We start from the raw sequence: 22,633 nt of genomic DNA on the forward strand, positions 1-22,633 counted from the left end.
CATCCCCACTAACCAGTAATCATGCTTGTCCCACTGACTCGACAAAAATTTGAACAAGTCATTCCCTTAATCGCCAGTGGCCCCCAGTACAAGTACTACTGGGGAAAATTTTCCAGCTTCATACAGCGGCTATTAATTTCTGTAGTTGCTGTAGTTGTGATTTTACTGGTCAAAGTCTTATTCAAATTTGAGTTTGATCTCATCATATTTATCCTGGGGATAATTGGCGCATTTTTCTGGCTGTGGTATCCCGTGTTCCAAGCAAGTATCCGGAATTCCAAATGCCGCCGTTACAAGTACTGCGGTTTTTTTCGAGGTCGAATATTAGATTGGTGGATTACAGATCAATTAATTGGTAAGCAAGAAACTGTCAATAGTAAAGGGGAGTTGGTAATTGTTGAAAACCGAGAAAAACGGATTAACTTAGAAATCGGCGATGATACGGGGTTTAGCATTGAGTTTGACGCACCACTAAAACCTGCTTACAAAGTAATTAGTCGGGGACTAGTTGCCGAAATGGTAGTCATGTCTAACAGCCGAGATTTGAGCAGAATTGAAGAATTCAGCGATGTCTATATTCCCAGCCGCGATTTGTGGGTGAGCGATTACCCTTATGTGCGCCAGGATTTCTTTAGTGAAGTTAGTATTCGCTTGCGTGAAGATGCAGAAGATAGGCCAAGTCGCCGCCGTCGTCCACAGAGACGACGGGATGAAGAAGATTATGAAGATGAATACTAATTCACCTTCTTAGGGAACTTCAAAAATAAGTTATTCCAGGAAATAGAAGCAACACAGCAGTTTTCTCCCCTGCTCCCTGCTCCCTGCCTATACAGCGATGGGATATATTTTTAGTTGGAAGTCCCTTAGTTCTTATCTTGTCCGTAAGCTTGCCAAGCTAAGTCTATCAACCCATCCATAATTGCAGCCGCTACAACAGCATTTCCCTTGCGGCTATCAATTGTGATATTTGGCACCAAAGATTCTTGCAAGCGTTCTTTAGCAACATCCACATCCACAAACCCCACGGGAGTTGCAATTACCAAGGCTGGCCTAATTTCTTCTGCTTCAATTAAATCCACAAGTGTGGTTAGTGCTGTTTGCGCCTGACCTACAACAAAAATACCTTCGGGATAACGCTGTGCTAGAGTTTCTATTCCCCCAGCTACACGGCTTTTTTCTTTGTGCGGACGTGTAGGAGTGTCCAGGCTGCAATATACCGGATTGGCAAAGGTATTTTGAATATCGTAATTAACGCCTACCTGTACTAAAGGCACATCTACAATAATACTGCTACGTGCCGCTAAAGCTGCTGCACCAGCCTGCAAAGCGTGCTCAGAAAAGCGAATTAAAGACTTATACTCAAAGTCAGCTGTGGCATAAATTATTCGTCGGACAATTTCATACTCCGCTGGCGAAAATACATGATCGCCAATTTCACTATCAATAATTGCTAAACTTTGAGCATCAGTTACGTGCCATTCCATTACCATTGCGCTCTCTCAATTTCAGCTTACAGCTTATCAGCTTCATACGCTTCCGAGAATACTGATTTAGTCCATACTTGACTTTTCAAATTAAAAATATTGGTGGGCAATGCCCACCGAGAAAGAAAATTACTGTAAGCTGAAATCTCTTAAGACTCAGCATTGGAAGAAGAACGATTGAAAATTGGTGAGAGATAAGCTACTAAAGCACCGATGAGAAAACCTGCGATATTACGAAATAACGGTAACCAATCAGTAGTTCTCGTCACAACTGGGCCAATTCCGAAGGCAATAAACAAAATCCCCCATAAAGGCGAGAAAATTAAAGCCCATTGCCAAGCAATAATTTGTCCTTCGCGCTGGGGTTGAGATGCAAATCCACAGACTATACCGCCAATTACAGAGGTAACCAGGGTGAGAATCCACTGTTCTCGTGGTAAACCAGGAACAACTTTGCAACCACCATTAAGTAAACAACCTTTAACTGAATCTAAGGCTTGCAGAATAGCTTGGTCTTCTCCTTGTTCGCGGACAAAATACAAATTACCAAAGCGGGTTTGTAATTCTATCCAAAAAGTTCGGGGTAAAAGTTCATAAACTGCGTCGCCAACGCTAAAGCTGAGGATGTTACCACCACGGGAATCAGCAACTAACAAAATACTTTTGTCATCTAATCCCCAAAAATTGATCACCGCTCGACCTGGAGTCCGGTCATATTGGGTTAATACCCGCAATTTCCAACCAGTTTCTGTTTCAAACTCCTCTAAATCGTGAACGAGCTTTTCTTCTTGTACATCAGTGAGCGATTTGGCTAAGTCTACAACTGGAGTTGGGGTATTTGGTAGTAACTCAGGATTGTCATAAGCCAGTGCTGGGGGAGAATGCATCGCCCAAATAGATCCAGCTAAGAAAAATACTGCAACAGATAGGATGATTCGTCGCCAAAAACAAGACTGCATGGACGTTTTTATACAAATATCAACAGTAGAAGTGAACAAGTTGTTTTAAAAGGTAGGTGAAAAGTGATAGTTCTTTACACTTGTTTACTTTACTCTAATCTTGGGTAATTAATCTATAAGGATTGGGTATGGGGCATTGGGCATTGGGCAAGATTATTGTCTCTCTACCTCTGTGCTTCCTTATTCTCTCTAGCCCCTAGCCCCTAGCCCCTAATTATTCTTGATCGTCAAAACTCTTTTCCCAGTCCGAATTTTCGCCGTAACCGTCGTTATTACTGTATATTTCTGATTTGGAACGGCGATTTTCTGGTTTGAGTGCTTCGCGATCGCGTAAATTTAAGGGCTTTTTCTCAGGAATGGGTAAGCGCTCAAGGGATGAGCGTCTAGAAGGTTTTGGGCGGGTGAAGGTTTTCCAGGCGGTTTTTACACCCACAAAAATGCTGTGTGTGCCTACTTGAATATTCTGAGCCTGTTTTCTGGCACTATCTAAGCTTTGATCGACTTGTTTAACCACTTGAGCGGCGCTTTTGACACCTTCACTGACATCATCAGTTAAATCAGTAATTTCTATTCCAGTAGTGCGGATAGCATTCAAAGTCGGTGGTAACTCTCGTGAGAGAGTATCAAATAATTTTTCTGCACTGCGAGCTGCACGGGCTAATTCTTGCAATGCGGGTATAGCCGCTACTAAAACAGCGGTTAAACTAGCAGCGACTAAAAGTATGGAAAGTCCCAGCCAAAACAGCGGATCGGTCACGGTTATGCTATTTAAGAACGTTCTAGATGCTGGGCAAGAGAATCTGAGTCTTCTTCAGCTTGGGAATCGCTGCGATGGGTTTCGACAACGGTTTGCCGCTTTAAGACTTGGTTTTCTCTTTGAGATGCAACAATACCAGCAGCGATCGCTTCTCGCAGTCGATCTAAAGTTTCATCCCAGTTACGCAGTGCGTTGGCAGAAAGACGATCTGCCTGTAGTTGCACGCTGGTTGATAAATCTTCTGCCAATTCTGGTAGGGCATCAGCAGATTTTTTTAAAAGTTTACGGGTTTCGCGCCCTGTGCGTGGAGCGACAAGCAAACCTGTCAAGGCTCCGAGGGTTGCTCCTAGCATCAAACCGCCAAAAAAGACTCCAGAACGGTTGTTAGACATTTTTATATTGGTTTCTCTCCTTACACTCATTTTAGGTGGGTTTTTTCCCCTTGCAAGACTACAGTAATTTTATTTATTTAAGGGCATGGGGCATGGGGCATGGGGCATTGGGCATTGGGCATGGAAAAATTGTGGATTTTGGATTTTAGATTAGAATGCAAAAGATGCTCGTGGACTCGCTCTAGGTGAAGCTATGCCATTGGCGATCGCGTAGCGTCTCCGTCAGAAGAAGACAAGGCTTTACACTGCGCGATCGCAAATCGTTCGACTGGGGACTTCCAGAGAATAAATTAGCCAATTTATTTAATGAGATTTTTCTTTACTCCCTCTGCTCCCGTTCGGCTGACGCTCACAGCGGAAGCCTGCCCCCTAACCTCTGCCTGCATAGCGATTGGTTAATTTTTAAGAATTACGAATTTTCCGGAGTGGGAATAGCTTGTTACGAACAGAACGCTGCCAGATCTGTCTGCCAAAAAAAAGCAGGCTAATAATTTGCCGTAATTGTTGAATTTGGAGATCTAAGCGTTGATTTCCCTGGCTAAGATTATGAATGTTGTCTTGCAAAAAATAAATTTTTTCTGGTGCTTGATATAAAAATGCATGGCTACATATCTCGTAGTTAGTTAACGTATCTGTGATGATGCGCAACTGTTGTTTTAAATTCCATATATGCCAAGCAACATAAAATAGCAAGAGCGAAATTAGAGTATTTATAACTACAACTAGTGTTACCATTTTGACTTATGTTATAACTACACGCTGGAAGAGTTGAACTAAAATTGTCTATTTTAATTTGCGATCGCCTACTTTTAAAAGTGTCAAAATCAAGGAGGCGATGCTGAAAAACAGAATCTGGAGTTTAACTTGCCGAAATCGATTCAATCCATTCAACCACCATTAAAATTTATTCCTCCACGCTTTAACGCAGTCATACTCCAGATTGCCCGATGGTTGTTACCTGTAATGCTGCGCTTGAGGCTGAGGCCTTGGTTACCAGCAGGTATTATCCAGATTGAAGCTAAAAATGCTGAAGTGTTAGCTCAGCTTTATCAACAATTTCAAGCTGGCAAAATTAGGTTTTTGCTAGCTTTTAGGCATCCAGAGGTGGACGATCCGCTGTGTATGTTCTATCTACTATCCCGGATTGTGCCACAAGTTGCTCGTCAGCAAGGAATAAGATTGCAATATCCGGTTCACTCTCATTTTCTCTACGATCGCGGGATGACTTTGTGGGCTGGAGACTGGCTAGGTTGGTTTTTTTCTTGCTTAGGGGGTGTGGCGGTTCGTCGAGGTAAGCGTTTAGATAGACAAGCTATCCAAACAGCGAGGGATTTATTCGCCAATAGCAACATACCAATCGCAGTTGCACCGGAAGGCGGTACTAATGGTCATAGCGGTGTTGTTAGCCCTTTAGAACCTGGTGTTTCCCAATTAGGGTTTTGGTGTGTAGAAGATTTAGCTAAAGCCCAGCGTCCTGAGACAGTTTTGATTGTCCCTATTGCCATTCAGTATGGCTACGTTAACCCACCTTGGGCAAAACTGGAATCTTTACTGCGGAAGTTGGAAGCCAAGAGTGGCTTACCAACATCGTCAATTGAGAATAGCACTGATCCATTAGCAGAAATTTATCATCAACGCCTCCATCGACTGGCGGAACATGTGATTTCAGAAATGGAAGAATTTTATCGACGTTTTTATCATAAAGATCTGCCTACTATCAGCGATCGCGATCTCAATTTCCGGCTTCATCGCTTGATGGATACGGCTTTACAAGTGCCAGAGCAATATTTTAATATCCAGGCTAAGGGAAATTTTATTGATCGCTGTCGTCGTTTAGAAGAAGCAGGCTGGAGCTACATTTACCGAGAAGATGTAGAGGATATCGGGGCGTTGTCTCCTATGCAACGAGGTTTAGCAGATTGGATCGCTCAAGAAGCCGATTTGCGAATGCGACACATGCGCTTAGTGGAAAGTTTTGTCGCCGTCACAACAAAGTATATTCAAACACACCCAACTGTCGAACGCTTTGCGGAAACAACCCTCATTATATTTGATATGCTTTCGCGAATTAGTGAAAGTAATATGCCTGCACGTCCTCGCTTGGGTTGGCGTAAAGCCAAGATTACAGTTGGTGAACCAATTTCAGTGACAGAACGCTGGCAAAATTCTCAAGGCGATCGCCAAGCTACTCGCCGTGCTACAAGTCAGTTAACACAAGATTTGCAAGTCACTTTAGAACAGTTAATCAGTTAGCGATCGCTTAATACCCATTCTTGATGAGAATGCATACAATTAGCCTACCTATGCAGGCTTTGTTTATTTAGCCCCAGACTTCTAGGTTGTGGGCGTTTATATACCCAACCGAGAAGCTTTATGAGAATTAATGCGACAATTTGGCGGCCAGTAGAGAGTTAAGCCAGGGGATATGGCAAATTCTCCATCATAGGTATATCTCTATGTTGAAGATATAAAAAAGTTGAATATTAAGTTTTAGAAACAAATTGCCCAATTTCTTACGATTAGAGATTTGAAGCGGTTTATTAATAAGTTTGCTTAATATGTTATGAATTTTAAAATTAGCCGACCCTATATTTTTGGGCTTGAATAAGAAATTTCTGCCAAGATACCACACTCGATATAAAAGCTTGTAGTTAGAACATGAAAGCTTTACTAGCTTTTTACGTATAAATACTGTATAAGATGTTTGTTTTGTTTGTGATTAGCGTATCCGGATTCATAGCTTGGCTGTTGTAGAAGTAATTAACAACACAAGTAAAAATAACGAGAGTCAATTCTCCATAACAAAATACAGCTAAAACAAAAAAGCTGTCAAATCACAAACATACATTTTTAAAACAGGGAATCAGGAGCGAGCAATGACAAATTTAAATTTAATGGATGATAAAAAATTAATTAGCCAATATGTACAAGGCAAAACCAAACTAGCTTTTAATCAAAACTTTCGGATTGAATCAATTTCCACAACAATTCAGTTATTAACTAAAAAAGGCTTCTTACTGGCAAGTATTAATTTATCTAGCTCATCTAAGGTTTTCTTAGTCCGCCAAAACTCCAATCATTTAGAATTAATCAACGAAGTATTATTAGAAAATAATTTTATCCCTACAGGAAAAATCGAAAATGGGTTAATGCGGTATGAATATTACCATATTCCTGCCGGCTACCAAATGAATTACACGGAAGTAAGATATGTATGGAAATTGTGGCGTGCTCAAACAATTTGTAGAGATAGAAATCAGGCTAAATTGAAATTAATGATTTTTACTGGTAATGGTTTCCAGAACATTCATGAAATGGCATTTAGTCGGGAGAGTTTATATATCACAACTACCAATAATGAAGTTTTAGTACAAGCGGGCGATCGCGTGATTTGGCTCAGCGCTGAACAATCACAATCAGAACCTACAACTGCGATCCAAGCACATACAACTCTCAAAAGCGATCGCACTCCAGCAGAGTCAAACACGACCGCTAATAATTTGCTGGATTTATATCAAGAACAAATTCAGCCTAGTGAGCAGCTATTATCAATGGCTGCAATCACAACTAATAATATTGTCCGCTTCGATCAAGGTAAACTTTATATTCAAACATCTGAAGGTGAAATTGTCGTTGAAGGTTCTAACCTCAAATTTTCTCTCAATGAGCGTAGAGTTGAAAATTTTACTGCTCAACCAGTATCTGTAAGATAACTAATCACGATCAACTGCGCGAACCAGAACGAATAAAAAACTCATTTCTCAGTCCACCGTCAACCGTCAAAGGTTACACAAGGACTGTCAATTTCCTGGGATGGTTGAAATGAATTGCAAAAAATTACTTGAGAACAATTAACCTGCAATTCGTCTGGGTGAATACAATTTATACCGCCTTCTGTTTGTGTATGAAAAGCACAATCTTGGCAAATAGTTTGGCGTGGTAAAGTTTGTTTATCTTCTGGCATTAATTGATATTGGTAATGGGTGAAATCTGACATAAACCAAAATCACGATAAATATTTTATCCACATAAATAAGTATATAAAGGTTGAAGACTGAAGCCTAAAGTAGGAGCTAATATACTCTCTGTATGGTAAGCTTTGGGAAAGTTATCATCTGAGTGTTGTCAATATTTCATGATGGATCTGGCATTAATTAAGCTCGGAGGGTCATTAATTACTGATAAGGATCGACCTTATACTGCTCGACCCGAAATTATACAACAACTAGCCAGGGAAATAAGAGCGATCGCTCATCAAAACCCCCATCTGAAATTGATTATTGGCAATGGTGCTGGTTCTTTTGGTCATCAGTCAGCCAAAAAATACAATACCATCAATGGTATGACCACTGATACTGATAAATTGGGATTTTGTGTAGTCCATCAAGATTCTATCGATTTAAATCGGCTTCTGACTCAGGCTTTTTTACAGGCTACTTTACCAGTAATTAGCTTACCACCTGTAACTTTGGCAGTTACTCAAAATAAACAGCTAATCAAATTTGATTGTTCCGCTATAGAAAATACTTTAGAAGCTGGTTTAATTCCCTTAATCTTTGGGGATGTGGTTTTAGATAAAAAAATTGGTAGTACAATCCTCTCGACTGATAAATTATTAACAGAATTAGCAAAATATTTTCATACAAAAACTAAATTCCGCGTTCGACTCATAAATGTTGGTAACTATCCTGGTGTGTATGATGAACATGGAAAAGTAATATCTGAGATTAATCCAGCTAACTATCTACAAATCAAAAGTTTTATTGGTGAAAGTAAATCTCTAGATGTTACAGGGGGTATGCTGGGAAAAGTTGAAGAGTTTTTAGCTATCTCCTATTTAGGAATTGATTGTTGGATAATTGATGGTAATATCCCAGGTAATTTGACTGGTGCTGTGTTGGGAAAACCAATTTTAGGCACTTTTATTGGGAATTCATCAAAACAAGACAATTATGAACACAGTTAATTGGCTAATTGAACGGCATATTTTTGATGCAGATGCAGAATTATGTGTGAATCAGCGGGGGAAATTCACATATTAAAACTAGGTTCCTTTAGCTGTAGTGCAGAGTATTGATGTGATTTGAGTTTGATTGTTGAAGCTGGTGCAAAAGCAGCATTAGAAGATTACAAAGCTGCGAAAGATTAACTATTTAGTTAGGAAACTCCAAAACATATAGGTGTAGTGGACTGATACACAACTAATTGTTTTCAATTATTTATTTAAGCGATAGCAAATAGCTTTATCAAATTGAACGCGAGTGAATCCAGAATCTAGATGAATCGTGGTTTCAGCATTACCAAGAAATAAGTATCCATCTGGATTTAATTTATGGCGGATTTTTTTTAGTAAGGCTTTTTTTGTGGCGGTATCAAAGTAAATTAAAACATTGCGTAAAAAAATTACATCTTGCTTGGGAAAGATGGGCCAGCATTCTAATAGGTTAATCTGGCGAAATTCTACCATTTGAAGTATTTCTGGTTGAATTTGCCAGGAACTATCTAACTGTTGAAAATAGCGATCGCGGAAATTTTTTGGTAATCCCCGCTGAATTTCTAGCTGATTATAACGTCCTTCTGTTGCCCTTGCTAAGACTTTACTCGAAAAATCGCTCGCTATGAGCTTCCAAGTCCAATTACTCAGCATGGGAAAAGATTCTTTGATCAGCATGGCGATGCTGTAAGGTTCTTGTCCATTAGAGCAAGCGGCGCACCAAATATTTAGCGATCGCTCTATAGTTCTTTTAGCAATCAATTCTGGAAGCACAAATTCTTTGAGTGCTTCAAAGGGGTGGCGATCGCGAAAAAAAAATGTTTCATTTGTTACTAGAGATTCAACCACCTGGCTGTGCAAATCGCTGAAAGGTTTATTTCGTAAATAGCCTACTAAGTCGGTAATTGACGCAAAACCTGCTGATTCAGCAATTGGTTGTAAATACAGCTCTGCTAGGTAGGTTTTTTCCGGTTGTAAGACTACGGAGGAATAGTCGTAAACTAATTGACAAATATAACTAAAATCATGAGTACTGATACGCATAGTCTGCTTCATTACAGACCTGAAAAAGGTAGTTGATTGTCACGAACTCGGTCAATAATTTTACCTGCTATTAGCTCAAGCGGAAGCACCTCATTAGCTAAGCCTGCATTGACGACGAAACTAGGCATTCCCCAGACTACACTAGTAGCTTTATCTTGTGCTAGAATCTGTCCGCCAGCTTCCCGGATACATTTACAGCCATCTAGCCCATCTTGTCCCATACCTGTGAGGATGACGGCGATCGCTTTCTTACTATAAACTTTTGCGACAGACTCAAATAGTATATCTACTGAAGGGCGACAGGAATTTTTTGGTGGTGCTTGATTGGTACCCAAGCGCACAATATCATCTTGACGATGTACAACCATGTGAAAATCGCCAGGTGCAATCCAAGCTTGTCCAGGCTCGATAATGGCTCCAGACACTGCTTCATGTACATGAATTTGGCACTGAGAATCTAGTCTTTGGGCTAATAGTTTGGTAAACATTGGTGGCATATGTTGCACAATTAAGACGGGAACCGGTAAATCGGCTGGGAGTGCAGGAAGTATTTTGGCTAAGGCATTAGGCCCGCCTGTGGAAACGCCAATTGCGACAACATCTACCTGTTCTCTGGATTTGGAAACAGCGGAAAAAATTGAATTAGTAATTGTCGTCCCTGGGGAAAATAAATTAGTTCCGACACCAAATACCTTAATTTTGGGAATTAATTCTGCCCGGATATGTTGGATGCTGGCCTCCACGTTTCCTAGGTTACTCGGTTTGGTGGCATAATCTGAAGCACCCAAAGAAAGAGCTTCAAGTGTGGCGATCGCTCCAGTATAAGTAGAGGTGCTAAACATGATGGTAGGTAACTTTGGATACAGTTCTCTGATTGCCGCCAAGGTTTGTAAACCATCCATCTCCGGCATTTCCACATCGAGAACAATCACATCGGGATGAAGGCGGGGAATTTTTGCCAATGCAATACGCCCATTAGCCGCCACACCTACTACCTCTAGTTCTGGGTCTTCGGCTAAAATTTTACTAACCCGACTGCGAACTACTACAGCATCATCAACTACGAGTACCCGGATTTTTAGCATTGGGGGGCTAGGGACTAGGGGCTAGGGATTAGGGGGATGAGGGAGAAAAATGACAACTGTAGGGGCGGGTTCACAGATATCTTCACCGATCAAAGACGATCTAAATAAACCCGCCCCTACTGACAACTAACAACTGACAACTAACCATCAATATTTAAATTGACTCACGACTTTCTGTAAATCTACAGCCATGCGGGCTAACTCTGCCGCTGCTTGGGAAGTGTTATTTGCACCAACTGTGGTAGTTTGAGCATTAATGGCGACAATGGCAATATTTTTGGCAATATCTGAGGTTCCTTGGGCAGCTTCGGCTATATTGCGGGCAATTTCATTGGTGGTGACTGTTTGTTCTTCAACGGCACTGGCAATGGTGCTTTGTAGGTCGTTAATCTGATTGATGATGTCTGTAATCTGAGTTATAGCACTAACTGCACCTTTAGTATCAGTCTGGATAGCTTCAATTCGCTGGCTAATATCTTCGGTGGCGTTTGCAGTTTGTTTGGCAAGTTCCTTGACTTCATTAGCTACGACGGCAAATCCTCTACCTGCTTCTCCGGCTCTGGCTGCTTCAATAGTAGCATTTAAGGCTAGTAAGTTTGTTTGTTGCGCGATCGCGGTAATGACTTTGATGACTTTGCCAATTTCCATGCTGCTTTGACCGAGTTTAGCAATGGTTTTGTTGGTACCATCGGCTGTTTTTACGGCTTCAGCGGCTACCGTTGCCCCGTTAGCAACAGTTTTGGCAATTTCACGGATGCTGGCGTTCATTTCTTCCACCGCAGTCACTACTGTACTGCTGTTTTGATTGACTTGCTCTGCGGAAGCGGATGCGGAAGTGGCTTGTTCTGAAGTTTGTTCAGCATTGGCGCTCATTTCTTTGCTAACTGCGGTGAGTTCTTCGGAAGAAGATGCAACTGCGATCGCGACATCGGCCATTTGTCTGATGGAAGATTTCAGACTATTAATCATCTGATTGGCATTATCGCTGAGTTGCTTAAATTCTCCAGCATTGCGTGATTTAATTTGTTTTACTAAATTACCTTGGGCTACAGCTAGGGTAACTTCGTTAATATTTTTAATCTGCTGTGCCAAGCTAGCAGACATTTGGTTTAAATTCGTCAATAATTCTTGCCAAGAACCTGCTGCTGCTTTCAGCCGCACTTGCGTACCCAGCTTTCCTTCTTTACCAACTTCGGTTGCTAACCGGGTAACTTCGGTGGCGAAATCTTGATTAAAACTTACCCATTCGTTAAAAACTGCGGCGATTTCACCTAAACCATTGTTCTCCACAGGGAGACGAACGCTAAAATCACCGTTTTTAGCAGCTTTCATGGCTGCTAATAATGGTTGCAGTTGGGGATCTGTGATGGGGTTATTGATTTCTAACTCATCTGTAATATTATCTACATTATTATTGATGGAATTATCTATGGGAGAGTTGGAGTTATTCGTTTTTTTCCCCGTTCGGTTTGTCGCCATTACCTAGTACTCCTAAATATTTTTAAATAAAAGAATTTTTTCTGTATCTAGAACTAGCAAAAACCCTTCAGATAAGGGGTACGCACCTGCTAGAAAGTGACGCATTTTTCCTTTTAAGGTTGAGGGTGGGGGTTGAAATGTGTTGGCGCTGAAGGCTAAAACATCGCCAACATCATCAACCAGTAAGCTAACTACTTGCTCGGCAATACTAACAACGATATAAAATCCTGGTAGTTCATTTATTAGCTTAGTAGGTAAACGCATGGCTGATTTACCCATGTTTAAACGCTGTTGTAAATCGATTACCGTTAAAATTTGCCCTCTGAGGTTAATTAACCCACAAATATCTGCTGGTGCTAAAGGTACAGGTGTTAATGCATGGGGACGAATTACTTCCTGAACATGCTGCACGTCAATACCAAAGAATAGTCCATTAAGAAAAAAGGTGCAAAGTTGTTGTTCAGCCACTATAACTCCCTGACAACAAATAGGGGTTAGCAATTTGAATTACAGCGTCAATATCAATAATTTCTGTAATTTGACCTTGAATTAATGTACAAAAAAGTATGCCCGGCCTACTAGGAATACCTGTAATTGTGAGGGATTCTGCGACAATGTCAACAATGCGATCGACTACTAAACCGACACTCAATTTTGAATGTGGGGAGACGATCGCAATTTCTAATGTTTCGGTTACCAGTTCCAGCTGGCGCTGATGGCGATCGCTAAATATATTGTGCAGATCGATTAAGGGTAAAATTTGCTGATGATGGCGGAAAACATAGTGATTGGCGACTTGTTCCACTGCTGTCGCTGGAATTTTTTCGAGTCGCAATGCTTTTGTTAAAGGAATACCCATTGGTGCAGCTTCTGGCCCGGTAAATAGTAAAACCATTTGGCGATCGCTGGGGGCATCTGGGATGTCTGCGACTGATATACTGGTTATTTGTTGCTGTTTCTCACTTACACCAGTTTGTTTTGCTAAACCCACGACATCAATAATTAATGCTACTTTGCCATCACCTAAAATGGTGGCCCCAGCAAAAACTGATACAGTTTTTAACTGTTGTCCTAAAGGTTTAACAACAATGTCAAAGATATCTTCTATCGTGTCTACAACTAGCCCAAAGCGATAGTTATCAACTTGGAGAATTACCAGATTCAGGGTTTCTAAGTTGGCAGTTTTTTCTTGAGTTTGCAATACTTGGTGTAAGTAAATTAAAGGTATAATTTCTCCGCGCAATCGATAAACTGGTACGTCGTAAAGCATCTCAATATTATTAACGATCGCGTCTGCTTCTAAACGCACTAACTCTTGTAAACTTAATTGGGGAATGGCATAGCGATCGCCGCCACTAGTCACTATTAATGCGGGAATAATTGTTAATGTCAGCGGTATTTTCATTTTAAAGGTGGTGCCTTTTCCCAACTGACTGTAAATTTCTAGGCTCCCGTTAATTTTTTCAATATTAGTCTTGACAATATCCATACCTACCCCTCTCCCCGACAAGTTGGTAACTTGTTCGCTAGTCGAGAAACCAGGTAAGAAAATTAAGTCTATGGCTTGGGAATCGCTCATGATTTGGGCTTGACTAGCATCAATCAACCCCAGTTTTTGCGCTCGTTGTTTAATTTTTGTGGGATCGATTCCCCGCCCATCATCTCTAATTTCAATATTGACTTTACCACTTTCATGAAAGGCGTGCAGAGATATGTGTCCTGGGTTTGATTTACCGCTAGCAGTACGTTCTGCTGGTAGTTCAATGCCATGATCGATGCAGTTACGAATGAGATGAGTTAAGGGGTCTTTAATCGCAGCGATAATAGTTCTATCTAGTTCCGTATCTACCCCTAGCATTGACACTTGCACTTGTTTACCCGAAGCGATCGCTAAATCGCGAATTACCCGCGGGAACTTTTGCCAGATAATATTAATGGGTTGGAGGCGAGTTTTCATTACCTGTTCTTGCAACTCGCCTGTAATTAAATTTAAACCTTGGCAAGCCGCAGTCAAGTTACTATTTTGCAGGTTGGTAGATAATGTCATGATTTGGTTACGGACTAACACCAACTCACCTACCAAGTTCATTACTCGATCCAACAATCCTACATGAACGCGGATCTGAGAATCTGAGGCTGTCTCGCTATCAAATGTTTCTCCAGACTGAGGTGATGGTGTTGCAGTGACAGTAGCCTGAGTCTGTTGTAATGCAGTTAAAGTCTCAATCAGTTCTGTATAGTCGCGATCGCTTTCCATTCTTGTCGCTGCGATCGCAGATAACATCTCGCGGATACTGTCAATTGTTTGCAGTAAGGTGCTGATAATTTGGGGAGTAATGGCTAAATTGCGATCGCGCAGACTTGACAGCAAACTTTCCGCCCCATGAGCCAGTGCTTCTAATTTAGGAAACGGTAAAAACCCACAATTTCCTTTAATCGTGTGGAGCGAGCGATAAATCCTCCCTAACTCTTCGCCATTTCCAGACTCTTTCTCTAGTTGAATAATGTCTTGTTCAATTCGATCTAGATTCTCGTAGCTTTCAACGAGAAATGCTTCTATATCATCATCAATTTCTGCTAACTCCATTGTGTTGATAGATTCTAAACTCCTTATTCTAATACTAATAATCCCCAAAAATCAATAGATATCTCTCTAATGATGGATGTTTAACTGTCTAAATGCTGAAAATATAATGCTACACTTAAAAACGAAAGCAAAGAGATGCAATGTCCTCGTTGCTATTCCCAGGAAATTTTTAAGAATGGTCGGCGGAAAAGTAGACAATGTTACAAGTGTAAACAATGCAATCGTCAATTTCTCGAATCTTATCTACCGTGGGGTTATTCTAATGATATCAAGCAACTTTGCCTGCAAATGTATCTTAATGGCATGAGTCTGAGAAAGATTCAACAACTAACTAATATTCACCATACAACAATTTTATCTTGGCTCAAAAAAGCTAAAATGAAGTAAATAATATTTCTCAATAATAATTTAATTTTAAATGCTTTTTTTGCTAAAAAACTCAATGTTTTAAAAAGAATTAATTATTATTTACTTCTATAAACGATCCTGACAAACTAAAGATAAATTTGTATGTAAAACCTTAGTTGTGACTAATAATCCCAGCCAAGACTAATTTCACAATTTCTGAGATTGACAAGATCAAAAGGGTAAAGCTGATGGCATTGGTGTTGATTATCGATGATGCAGCCTTTTCTCGCAGAATGATTCGGAGATTTTTGCAAGGAGATGGCTATGAAATCCTCGAAGCTAGTAATGGGCGCGAAGGATTAGAAATGGTGCACAAGCATCAGCCTAACTGCGTTTTAGCTGATATTTTAATGCCTGACATGAATGGGTTTGAATTTTTGCAGGCTCTCCAAGATGAACAATTAAAAATTCCTACCATCATCATCTCAGCCGATATTCAAGACGGCGCACGCAATCAAAGTTATCAGCTAGGAGCAGTTAACTTTATTAATAAACCGCCGAAAGAAACAGAATTGCGCGCAGCTGTCCAGCAAATTCTCCAGACAAAGGAATAAACCAACAGATGAATGTGACAGCAGAACAATTAGATGCCTTGCAAGAATTAATTAATATTGGCGTTGGTAGGGCAGCAAGTTTACTCAATGAAATGGTAAACTCTCACATTCGCCTAGAAATTCCCTTTGTGAAAGTATTAACAGCTGCGGATGCTTATGAAGAATTAGCATCCCGATTTCATGATGATAGTTTAGCCGCCGTGCGACTAGGTTTTACAGGGCCTTTTTATGGCACGGCTGGCTTGATTTTTCCTACCGATAGCGCCTCAACATTAGTGGCAGTTTTGACTGGAGAAGAACCGGGTTCAACGGATTTAGATGCAGTCAAAATCGGGACATTAAGTGAAATTGGTAATATTGTGATTAATGGGGTAATGGGTTCGATTAGTAATGTGCTAAAACAACACATGAACTATACATTACCCGTTTATCTCGAAGATAAAATTGAAAATTTATTGGCATCTGCTAATGTCAGCGAGTCGAAAATTTTACTGGCACAAGCTAGGTTTACGATTGAACAATTAGAATTAATTGGAGATATTATCTTAGTCTTCGAGTTAGATACATTTGATGCTTTGATTAATATTCTTAGTCAAGAAATGGGAGTCTTATGAACTGGCAAAATCAACCAAATTGTCGTCTTAAAAAACATTAACAGTGGTCTGATGATAATATGAACAAAATCGAACAAGCTCAAGAAAAATTCGCCCTATTAGATAAAATTACTTTAGGAGCTTTTGTTCTACAATCAGACTACAGTGTTTTATTTTGGAATTGCTGTTTAGAAGAGTGGACACAAATTCCTCGCAGCCGCATCTTAGGCAATTCAATTTTGGAATATTTTTCCCATCTTAATCAACTGCGCTACATTAGCCGCATAGAGCAAATTTTTCAAGGTGGCCCCCCGACAATCTTTTCTTCGCAACTGCATAAATTTATCATTCCTATACCTTTAGCACAAGAGAAATACCGCATTCAACACACAACAGTCACGGCTGTACGAGCGGATGGGGATGAATTTTATGCTTTATTTTCCATTCAAGATGTTACCGATTTAACCTTCCGCGTTCAAGAATATAAAAACCTCCGAGATCAAGCCTTAGCTGAAGCCGAAGCCCGCCAGCGATCGCAAGAAGCAGCCGAAGCCGCCAATCGTATCAAAGATGAATTTTTGGCGATCGTTTCTCATGAATTGCGATCGCCATTAAATCCTATTTTGGGTTGGGCTAAGTTACTGCGAAAACGGACTTTAAATGAAGCAGCTACCGAACGCGCAGTTGAAACTATCGAACGCAATGCAGAATTACAAGCGCAATTAATTGATGACTTATTAGATATTTCTCGTATCCTCAGAGGTAAATTAGGACTAAATTTAGAAACGGTGAATTTGGCGAAAACAATTGAAGCCGCTTTAGATACAGTGCGGTTAGCAGCAGAAGCCAAATCAATTCAAATTCGCCTTAATTTAGATCGACAAATTGGACAGGTAAAAGGTGATAGTAGTCGGCTGCAACAAATTATCTGGAATTTACTTTCTAACGCCATCAAATTCACCCCATCTGGTGGAGAAGTAGAAATCAAATTACAGCAAATCAATTCTCAGATAGAAATCCAGGTAAGAGATACAGGTAAAGGTATTAGTCCAGATTTTTTACCTCATGTATTTGAATATTTTCGCCAAGCAGATAGTACAATTACCCGTCGTTCAGGGGGACTAGGACTGGGTTTAGCAATTGTCCGCCAACTAGTAGAATTACATGGTGGTAGAGTTTGGGCAGAAAGTCCGGGAGAAGAAAAAGGTGCTACATTTACAGTTTCTCTGCCTGCGGTGTCAAAAACGCTGAAATTATCAACCAGAGATAGCGATTTATCAGAAAATTCCTATACCTTATCCGTGCCTTATGCGCCATTAGAAGGAATTAGGGTATTAATTGTTGATGATGATGTGGATACCAGAGAATTTCTCGCCTTTTTGTTAGAACAGCATGGTGCGATCGTTACCAGCGCCGCTTCTGCTGAAGAAGCTATAACAGCCATAGCTCAATCCACACCAGATTTATTATTAAGCGATTTAGGTATGCCAGAAGTTGATGGCTACGCTTTAATCCGCAAAATCCGCAGTATGCCCAGCGATCGCGGTGGCGAAATTCCCGCGATCGCCCTGACAGCTTACGCCGCCGAAACTACCCAACAGCAGGTGTATGCAGCCGGATTTCAACTGCACATTGCCAAACCAGCCGATCCTTCAAAGTTAGTAACTGCGATCGCTGCACTGGTGAAACGTTGAAGAGAAGGGACATTACCCCATGAGCAATACCTCGGCTCAATAAATAAAGCCTAGCGTGAGAAACAATATCAATTTTCTCTACCTATAACCTACTTTTACTGGGAATTACAATCATCGCAAAATAAGGTACCTCCGCCGGATCGACCTCATCTAAGGGTACAATTCTTTGTTGTGTCATTGTCGCTCGTTCAATATATAGCGCCCGCGAGGCTAACCCTAATTGATGTAAAATATCGCGCACTTTCGTAAAGTGACGCCCCAATTTCATAATTGCAGCTGCATCGGTTGTTAATAGCTGTGAAATCAGTTCTTCCGCTGGTAAGGGTGCAGGTAAAACGGTAAGAATATCATTGTAGTAAGTAAAAGGTACGCCTAAAGCTACCGGACAAGCCATGAGTGAGGAGACTCCAGGGACAACTTCTGTTTCGTACTCCTCTGATAATCGTGTAAATACATACATAAAGGAACCGTAGAAAAACGGGTCACCTTCACAAACTACAACCACATCCCTTCCCGCTTCTAAATGTGCCGCAATCGGTGCGACTTCTTGATCGTAAATTGACTTAGCTTTCTCTGGCTCCAAAGCGCGGGGGAGATGATACAGTACTTCAATTTGATTCCCGGAAAGATAGGGCGCGATGATTTTTCTGGCGATGCTTTCTTTATCTGTGGCTGATTGATAGGCAATTACAGGTGCAGCTTGCAATAGCCGTAGCGCTTTCAGAGTCAAGAGTTCTGGATCGCCAGGCCCTATGCCAATTCCATACAGCCGACCTTTGTTGGACATATATTATTCTTCCTCTGTTGCTAAGGCATTAACTGCGGCGGCGGCGATCGCACTTCCGCCACGCCGACCATATAATGTTAAAAATGGTACATTGCGGCTATCTTCTGCTAGGGCAGCTTTTGACTCAGCCGCACCTACAAATCCTACAGGAAAACCCAAGATTACCGCAGGTTTAGGGCAACCTTCATCCAGCATTTCCAACAGTCGAAATAAAGCAGTAGGCGCATTACCAATTGCTACTACTGAGCCTTCTAGGTGCTTTTTCCATAATTCCAAAGCCGCCGCCGATCGCGTAGTACCCATTTTTTGAGCTAATTCTGGGACTTCTGCATCATACAGCGTACAGATAACTTGATTATTCGCAGGTAATCGCTTTCTCGTGATTCCTTCCGCCACCATGCGACAATCACAAAGTATCGGCGCACCATTTGCCAAAGTTACCCGTCCAGCCTGGACTGCGGTTGGTGAATATCCCACATCAGAAACAATATCCGTCATTCCACAGGCATGAATTAACCGCACCGTAACTTTTGCTACATCTGGCGGCAATATTTCTAAATTCGCTTCCGACCGGATGATAGCGAAAGAATTACGATAGATTTCCTTGGCATCTTGGATGTAATCAGGCATTTCTAGGGGCTAGGGAATGGGGGTTAGGGGCTAGGGAAGGGAGGAGAATAACTGACTATTGACCATTGACTATTGACCATTGACTAACATCATATCGATGGGCAAATTCTCTAAAGGTTTCATTCAGGTTTAGGCGTTGGGTTTTATATACTAGCAGCATCTCTTCTATTAATGCGGGCAATTTAGCAACAGTTACAAATTGATATTCCCGACCAAATTTTTGCTCGTTATTGTCAACACCTATGTAAATTCGATAACCTTCTACGGTTTTATGATCTTCTTCCACGCTGACACCGAGGAGAGTGATATCACTTTGATGATGTTGGGCGCAGGATTTAGTACAGCCGCTAAAGTGAATATTGACAGGACTATCTAAAGCAATGTGAGTTTTGAGATATTCTGCTAATTTGAAAGCGTCACCTTTAGTGTCAGTTGCAGAAGCTGCACACCCTTTTTTGCCAGAACAAGAAACTAATGCAGCGCTAATATTGCTGACAGTACAATCTAATCCCAAAGCGTCAATTTTCCGTTGTACATCAGCGATCGCTATTTGGGGAATATCGGTTAATAGTAAATTTTGCCAAGGTGTGAGGCGAACAGTTCCACTACCGTATTTTTCGGCTAATTCAGCTAATCCTAATATCTGCATTGTTTCTAACCGACCTAAGGGCAAAACAACACCAAAATAATATAAATTCGGCTGGCGTTGGGGGTGAATACCAATATGGTGATAATTTATTGCTATTTTCTCAATCGCTGTCTCGATTTCGCGGGTAGATAAGGGAAAATCTAAACGCTGCTGGACTTGTTGCAGATAATTTTCCCAGCCGATATTGTTTAATAACTCTCGCAGACGCAGCTTATATTGAGTCGTAGGTTCAAGATGAGCTAGGTAAACATCAGCTAAAGCTGCTAAAACGGGCAAACATTGTTCTGGTGTAACAATAATTCCTGTATCTTGGGCTGGTTTACCCTTTGCGCCGATACTCAAACAAAGACGGAAGTAAACCTCATTCTCTATCAATACAGCCGCGAAAACGATATCATTAATGCGATCGCTTACTGAAACAATTCCTCCACCATCAAAGCAAACGCTAAATTTAGCAGATAGGGCTGATAGTTGAGTATTTGCTGTGATGTAATTGTCCCAAGCTGTAACAAAAGGACAAGTGTCAATCAATTCTTGAGGATCGATACCCGCCGTGGGACTGGTCATAATATTGCGGATTTGATCTACAGTTGTGTTACTACAACCTAAGCCTAAAGCTTGGAGACGCTGCAACACTTCACCATCAATCCCTTGATGAATTTCCCGCACTTGTAAGTTAGCGCGATTCGTCACATCAATATAACCACCACCATATTGTTCAGCTATCTCTGCGATCGCGCGACATTGTTGACTATTTAAAATGCCACCAGGTATTCTAATGCGGGATAATATACCATCTTGAGCAGGGGTGGCGTAAAATAAGCCAGGACATTTAGTAAACCCAGACGATAACAAGACTAGAACTCCTTCCCCGTGCAACGCAGGGATGTAGATTACCACTGTTCTTTAACAGCTTGAAAGTTGGCATTCTGACTTACTCAATTTTGGATTTTTGGATATTGAATTTTGGATAATTCGCTGACTCTTGATTTGTCTGAGTCACGGGTTGCTAACATAATCCCGACCATCAAAATTGCTATCTAAAATCTAAAACTGCTTTACAGCTGCGGCACAGTCCCGGAATTTCACCGGCGTTTCCCAACCCCAAGCTTTAGTAATTTAGCATGAGTAGGTGGTGAGAATTAGCGCTGCTTTATATTTTTCATTAACTGGTTAAGATTTCTTTAACCAAGCTATACATAAGGAAATCCAGTCTGGATATACCTTGCAGCTATACAACTGTTAAACATAAAATTAAAGTCCTTAGATTAAGAAGGCATAACTTAATTACAATCTTCTGATGACAGATAAATGGCTGGCGATTGTCGGTATTGGTGAAGATGGGTTAGCGGGGTTGAGTGCGATCGCTCGTTCCCTAGTAGATGGTGCAGAAATTATCGTTGGTGGCGATCGCCATTTAGGTATGCTTCCTAGTCACGATCAACGCCAGAAAATTACCTGGACTTCCCCCATTAGCGCCTCAGTTGCACAAATTATCCAACATCGCGGTAAAGCTGTATGTGTCCTCGCAAGTGGCGATCCCATGTGTTACGGCATTGGTGTCACTTTAACACGACAAATTCCCATCACTGAAATTACAATTATTCCTGCACCTTCAGCGTTTAGTCTTGCTTGTGCCAGACTAGGATGGTCTTTAACGGAAGTAGAAACTTTAAGCTTGTGCGGTCGTCCAGCTGCACTGCTTCAAGCTTACATTTATCCTGGGGCGCGGCTACTAATTTTAAGCGCTAACCAAGACACCCCCGCAACTGTGGCGCAAATTTTGACACAGCGAGGCTATGGTAACAGTCAAATTACAGTCTTGGAACGGATGGGTGGAACCCAGGAACGGATGAGAGAAAGTACTGCTGCGACTTGGGATGAGACAGATATCGCCGCTTTAAATGCGATCGCAGTTTATTGTATTGCCGATTCTGGGGTAGTCTCTTTACCCAAAGTACCAGGATTACCAGATAACGCCTATCACCACGATGGACAATTAACTAAACACGAAGTCAGAGCGATTACCCTAGCTACTTTAGCACCTACACCAGGACAATTATTATGGGATGTAGGCGCTGGTTGTGGTTCCATTTCTATAGAATGGATGCGCACCGATCCACGCTGTCGAGCGATCGCTATTGAACAAAACTCTACTAGATTGAGTTACATTACTGATAATGCAGCCGCTTTAGGCGTACCTAATTTGCAAATTATTGCGGGAAAAGCACCAAATCCTCTCAAAGATTTACCCCAACCCGATGCGATTTTTATCGGCGGTGGCGTCACCGCCGATGGTTTATTTGATATTTGTTGGTCAGCACTCAAACCAGGTGGTAAATTAGTTGCCAATGTAGTCACCATTGAGGGTGAACAAACATTATTTAAATGGTATGAACAAGTCGGGGGAAATTTCACCCGCATCGCCATCCAACGCGCCGAACCTATTGGTAAATTTTTAGGCTGGCGGGCGATGGCTCCGGTAACACAATGGGTAGCGCAAAAGTTATAATTTTTGATTTTGGTAACTTCAAGCTA

Annotated in this window: 22 protein-coding genes; 8 read left to right on the forward strand and 14 right to left on the reverse strand. The window is 41.2% G+C overall.

Annotated elements, in window-relative coordinates; all coding sequences use genetic code 11:
* The first annotated feature begins 21 nt into the window (after positions 1 to 21).
* On the forward strand, positions 22 to 738 hold the full coding sequence (locus tag H6G41_RS01610; protein WP_190742993.1) for a phosphate ABC transporter permease: 717 nt from the start codon (positions 22 to 24) through the stop codon (positions 736 to 738).
* A 125-nt stretch (positions 739 to 863) separates the two neighbouring features.
* Here H6G41_RS01610 and H6G41_RS01615 read toward each other — a convergent pair whose 3' ends face one another.
* The 5 genes from H6G41_RS01615 to H6G41_RS01635 all read right to left on the reverse strand — a co-directional run bounded on the left by H6G41_RS01615 (position 864) and on the right by H6G41_RS01635 (position 4,327).
* Positions 864 to 1,484, reverse strand: a complete 621-nt coding sequence (locus H6G41_RS01615; RefSeq protein ID WP_190742995.1) for a precorrin-8X methylmutase — start codon at positions 1,482 to 1,484, stop codon at positions 864 to 866.
* A 149-nt stretch (positions 1,485 to 1,633) separates the two neighbouring features.
* Positions 1,634 to 2,443 (reverse strand): TPM domain-containing protein, encoded by an 810-nt coding sequence (locus H6G41_RS01620; RefSeq protein ID WP_190742997.1) that lies wholly within the window; start codon positions 2,441 to 2,443, stop codon positions 1,634 to 1,636.
* A 214-nt stretch (positions 2,444 to 2,657) separates the two neighbouring features.
* A complete protein-coding gene (locus H6G41_RS01625) occupies positions 2,658 to 3,200 on the reverse strand; it encodes a DUF948 domain-containing protein (RefSeq protein WP_190742999.1) in 543 nt (180 codons plus the stop codon).
* A gap of 11 nt (positions 3,201 to 3,211) precedes the next feature.
* Positions 3,212 to 3,592: a YtxH domain-containing protein gene (locus H6G41_RS01630; RefSeq protein WP_190743001.1), complete on the reverse strand. Its 381-nt coding sequence runs from the start codon at positions 3,590 to 3,592 to the stop codon at positions 3,212 to 3,214.
* Positions 3,593 to 3,994: 402 nt separating this feature from the next.
* Entirely contained in the window at positions 3,995 to 4,327 is a 333-nt protein-coding gene (locus H6G41_RS01635) for a hypothetical protein (protein WP_190743003.1), read from the reverse strand.
* A 129-nt stretch (positions 4,328 to 4,456) separates the two neighbouring features.
* Between H6G41_RS01635 and H6G41_RS01640 the strand changes: the two genes are divergently transcribed.
* Both H6G41_RS01640 and H6G41_RS01645 read left to right on the forward strand, forming a co-directional pair.
* Positions 4,457 to 5,845: a 1-acyl-sn-glycerol-3-phosphate acyltransferase gene (locus H6G41_RS01640; protein ID WP_190743006.1), complete on the forward strand. Its 1,389-nt coding sequence runs from the start codon at positions 4,457 to 4,459 to the stop codon at positions 5,843 to 5,845.
* Between the two features lie 623 nt (positions 5,846 to 6,468).
* Entirely contained in the window at positions 6,469 to 7,305 is an 837-nt protein-coding gene (locus H6G41_RS01645; RefSeq protein WP_190743008.1) for a hypothetical protein, read from the forward strand.
* A gap of 59 nt (positions 7,306 to 7,364) precedes the next feature.
* On the opposite strand, the gene H6G41_RS01650 is transcribed toward H6G41_RS01645, so the two are convergent.
* On the reverse strand, positions 7,365 to 7,589 hold the full coding sequence (locus H6G41_RS01650) for a hypothetical protein (protein WP_242037778.1): 225 nt from the start codon (positions 7,587 to 7,589) through the stop codon (positions 7,365 to 7,367).
* A gap of 138 nt (positions 7,590 to 7,727) precedes the next feature.
* On the opposite strand from H6G41_RS01650, the gene H6G41_RS01655 reads away from it, so the two are divergent.
* Positions 7,728 to 8,558 (forward strand): isopentenyl phosphate kinase, encoded by an 831-nt coding sequence (locus H6G41_RS01655; protein WP_242037779.1) that lies wholly within the window; start codon positions 7,728 to 7,730, stop codon positions 8,556 to 8,558.
* A 249-nt stretch (positions 8,559 to 8,807) separates the two neighbouring features.
* Here H6G41_RS01655 and H6G41_RS01660 read toward each other — a convergent pair whose 3' ends face one another.
* The 5 genes from H6G41_RS01660 to H6G41_RS01680 form a co-directional block, all read right to left on the reverse strand.
* A complete protein-coding gene (locus H6G41_RS01660) occupies positions 8,808 to 9,629 on the reverse strand; it encodes a protein-glutamate O-methyltransferase CheR (RefSeq protein WP_242037780.1) in 822 nt (273 codons plus the stop codon).
* Positions 9,630 to 9,640: 11 nt separating this feature from the next.
* Positions 9,641 to 10,714, reverse strand: coding sequence for a chemotaxis response regulator protein-glutamate methylesterase (locus H6G41_RS01665; RefSeq protein ID WP_190743011.1), 1,074 nt, complete (start codon positions 10,712 to 10,714; stop codon positions 9,641 to 9,643).
* Between the two features lie 147 nt (positions 10,715 to 10,861).
* Entirely contained in the window at positions 10,862 to 12,193 is a 1,332-nt protein-coding gene (locus H6G41_RS01670; protein WP_190743013.1) for a methyl-accepting chemotaxis protein, read from the reverse strand.
* A 12-nt stretch (positions 12,194 to 12,205) separates the two neighbouring features.
* Positions 12,206 to 12,661 (reverse strand): chemotaxis protein CheW, encoded by a 456-nt coding sequence (locus tag H6G41_RS01675; RefSeq protein ID WP_190743015.1) that lies wholly within the window; start codon positions 12,659 to 12,661, stop codon positions 12,206 to 12,208.
* A complete protein-coding gene (locus tag H6G41_RS01680; protein ID WP_190743017.1) occupies positions 12,654 to 14,780 on the reverse strand; it encodes a chemotaxis protein CheA in 2,127 nt (708 codons plus the stop codon). The genes H6G41_RS01675 and H6G41_RS01680 overlap by 8 nt, the downstream gene beginning before the upstream one ends.
* Positions 14,781 to 15,376: 596 nt before the next feature.
* Here H6G41_RS01680 and H6G41_RS01685 point away from each other — a divergent pair.
* The 3 genes from H6G41_RS01685 to H6G41_RS01695 are packed head-to-tail and all read left to right on the forward strand — an operon-like array spanning position 15,377 to position 18,029.
* Positions 15,377 to 15,742 carry a PleD family two-component system response regulator gene (locus tag H6G41_RS01685; protein WP_190743019.1) on the forward strand — a complete coding sequence of 122 codons (366 nt, stop codon included), beginning with the start codon at positions 15,377 to 15,379 and terminating at the stop codon, positions 15,740 to 15,742.
* Between the two features lie 8 nt (positions 15,743 to 15,750).
* Positions 15,751 to 16,356, forward strand: coding sequence for a chemotaxis protein CheX (locus tag H6G41_RS01690; RefSeq protein ID WP_190743021.1), 606 nt, complete (start codon positions 15,751 to 15,753; stop codon positions 16,354 to 16,356).
* A gap of 59 nt (positions 16,357 to 16,415) precedes the next feature.
* Positions 16,416 to 18,029, forward strand: a complete 1,614-nt coding sequence (locus H6G41_RS01695) for an ATP-binding protein (RefSeq protein ID WP_190743023.1) — start codon at positions 16,416 to 16,418, stop codon at positions 18,027 to 18,029.
* A gap of 82 nt (positions 18,030 to 18,111) precedes the next feature.
* Here the strand turns inward: H6G41_RS01695 and H6G41_RS01700 are convergent, their stop codons facing one another.
* From H6G41_RS01700 to cobG, 3 genes are read right to left on the reverse strand one after another with little or no spacing between them, the layout of a single operon-like run.
* On the reverse strand, positions 18,112 to 18,816 hold the full coding sequence (locus tag H6G41_RS01700) for a precorrin-2 C(20)-methyltransferase (protein WP_190743025.1): 705 nt from the start codon (positions 18,814 to 18,816) through the stop codon (positions 18,112 to 18,114).
* 3 nt (positions 18,817 to 18,819) lie between these two features.
* On the reverse strand, positions 18,820 to 19,446 hold the full coding sequence (locus tag H6G41_RS01705) for a precorrin-8X methylmutase (protein ID WP_190743027.1): 627 nt from the start codon (positions 19,444 to 19,446) through the stop codon (positions 18,820 to 18,822).
* Between the two features lie 55 nt (positions 19,447 to 19,501).
* Positions 19,502 to 20,995 carry a precorrin-3B synthase gene (cobG, locus tag H6G41_RS01710; protein ID WP_190743029.1) on the reverse strand — a complete coding sequence of 498 codons (1,494 nt, stop codon included), beginning with the start codon at positions 20,993 to 20,995 and terminating at the stop codon, positions 19,502 to 19,504.
* 400 nt (positions 20,996 to 21,395) lie between these two features.
* Here cobG and cbiE point away from each other — a divergent pair, with 400 nt between their 5' ends.
* Positions 21,396 to 22,607: a precorrin-6y C5,15-methyltransferase (decarboxylating) subunit CbiE gene (gene cbiE / locus H6G41_RS01715; protein ID WP_190743031.1), complete on the forward strand. Its 1,212-nt coding sequence runs from the start codon at positions 21,396 to 21,398 to the stop codon at positions 22,605 to 22,607.
* Positions 22,608 to 22,633: the final 26 nt, after the last annotated feature.

It is taken from the genome of Tolypothrix sp. FACHB-123 (genome assembly GCF_014697075.1).
In the GTDB taxonomy this organism is placed as follows: domain Bacteria; phylum Cyanobacteriota; class Cyanobacteriia; order Cyanobacteriales; family Nostocaceae; genus Aulosira.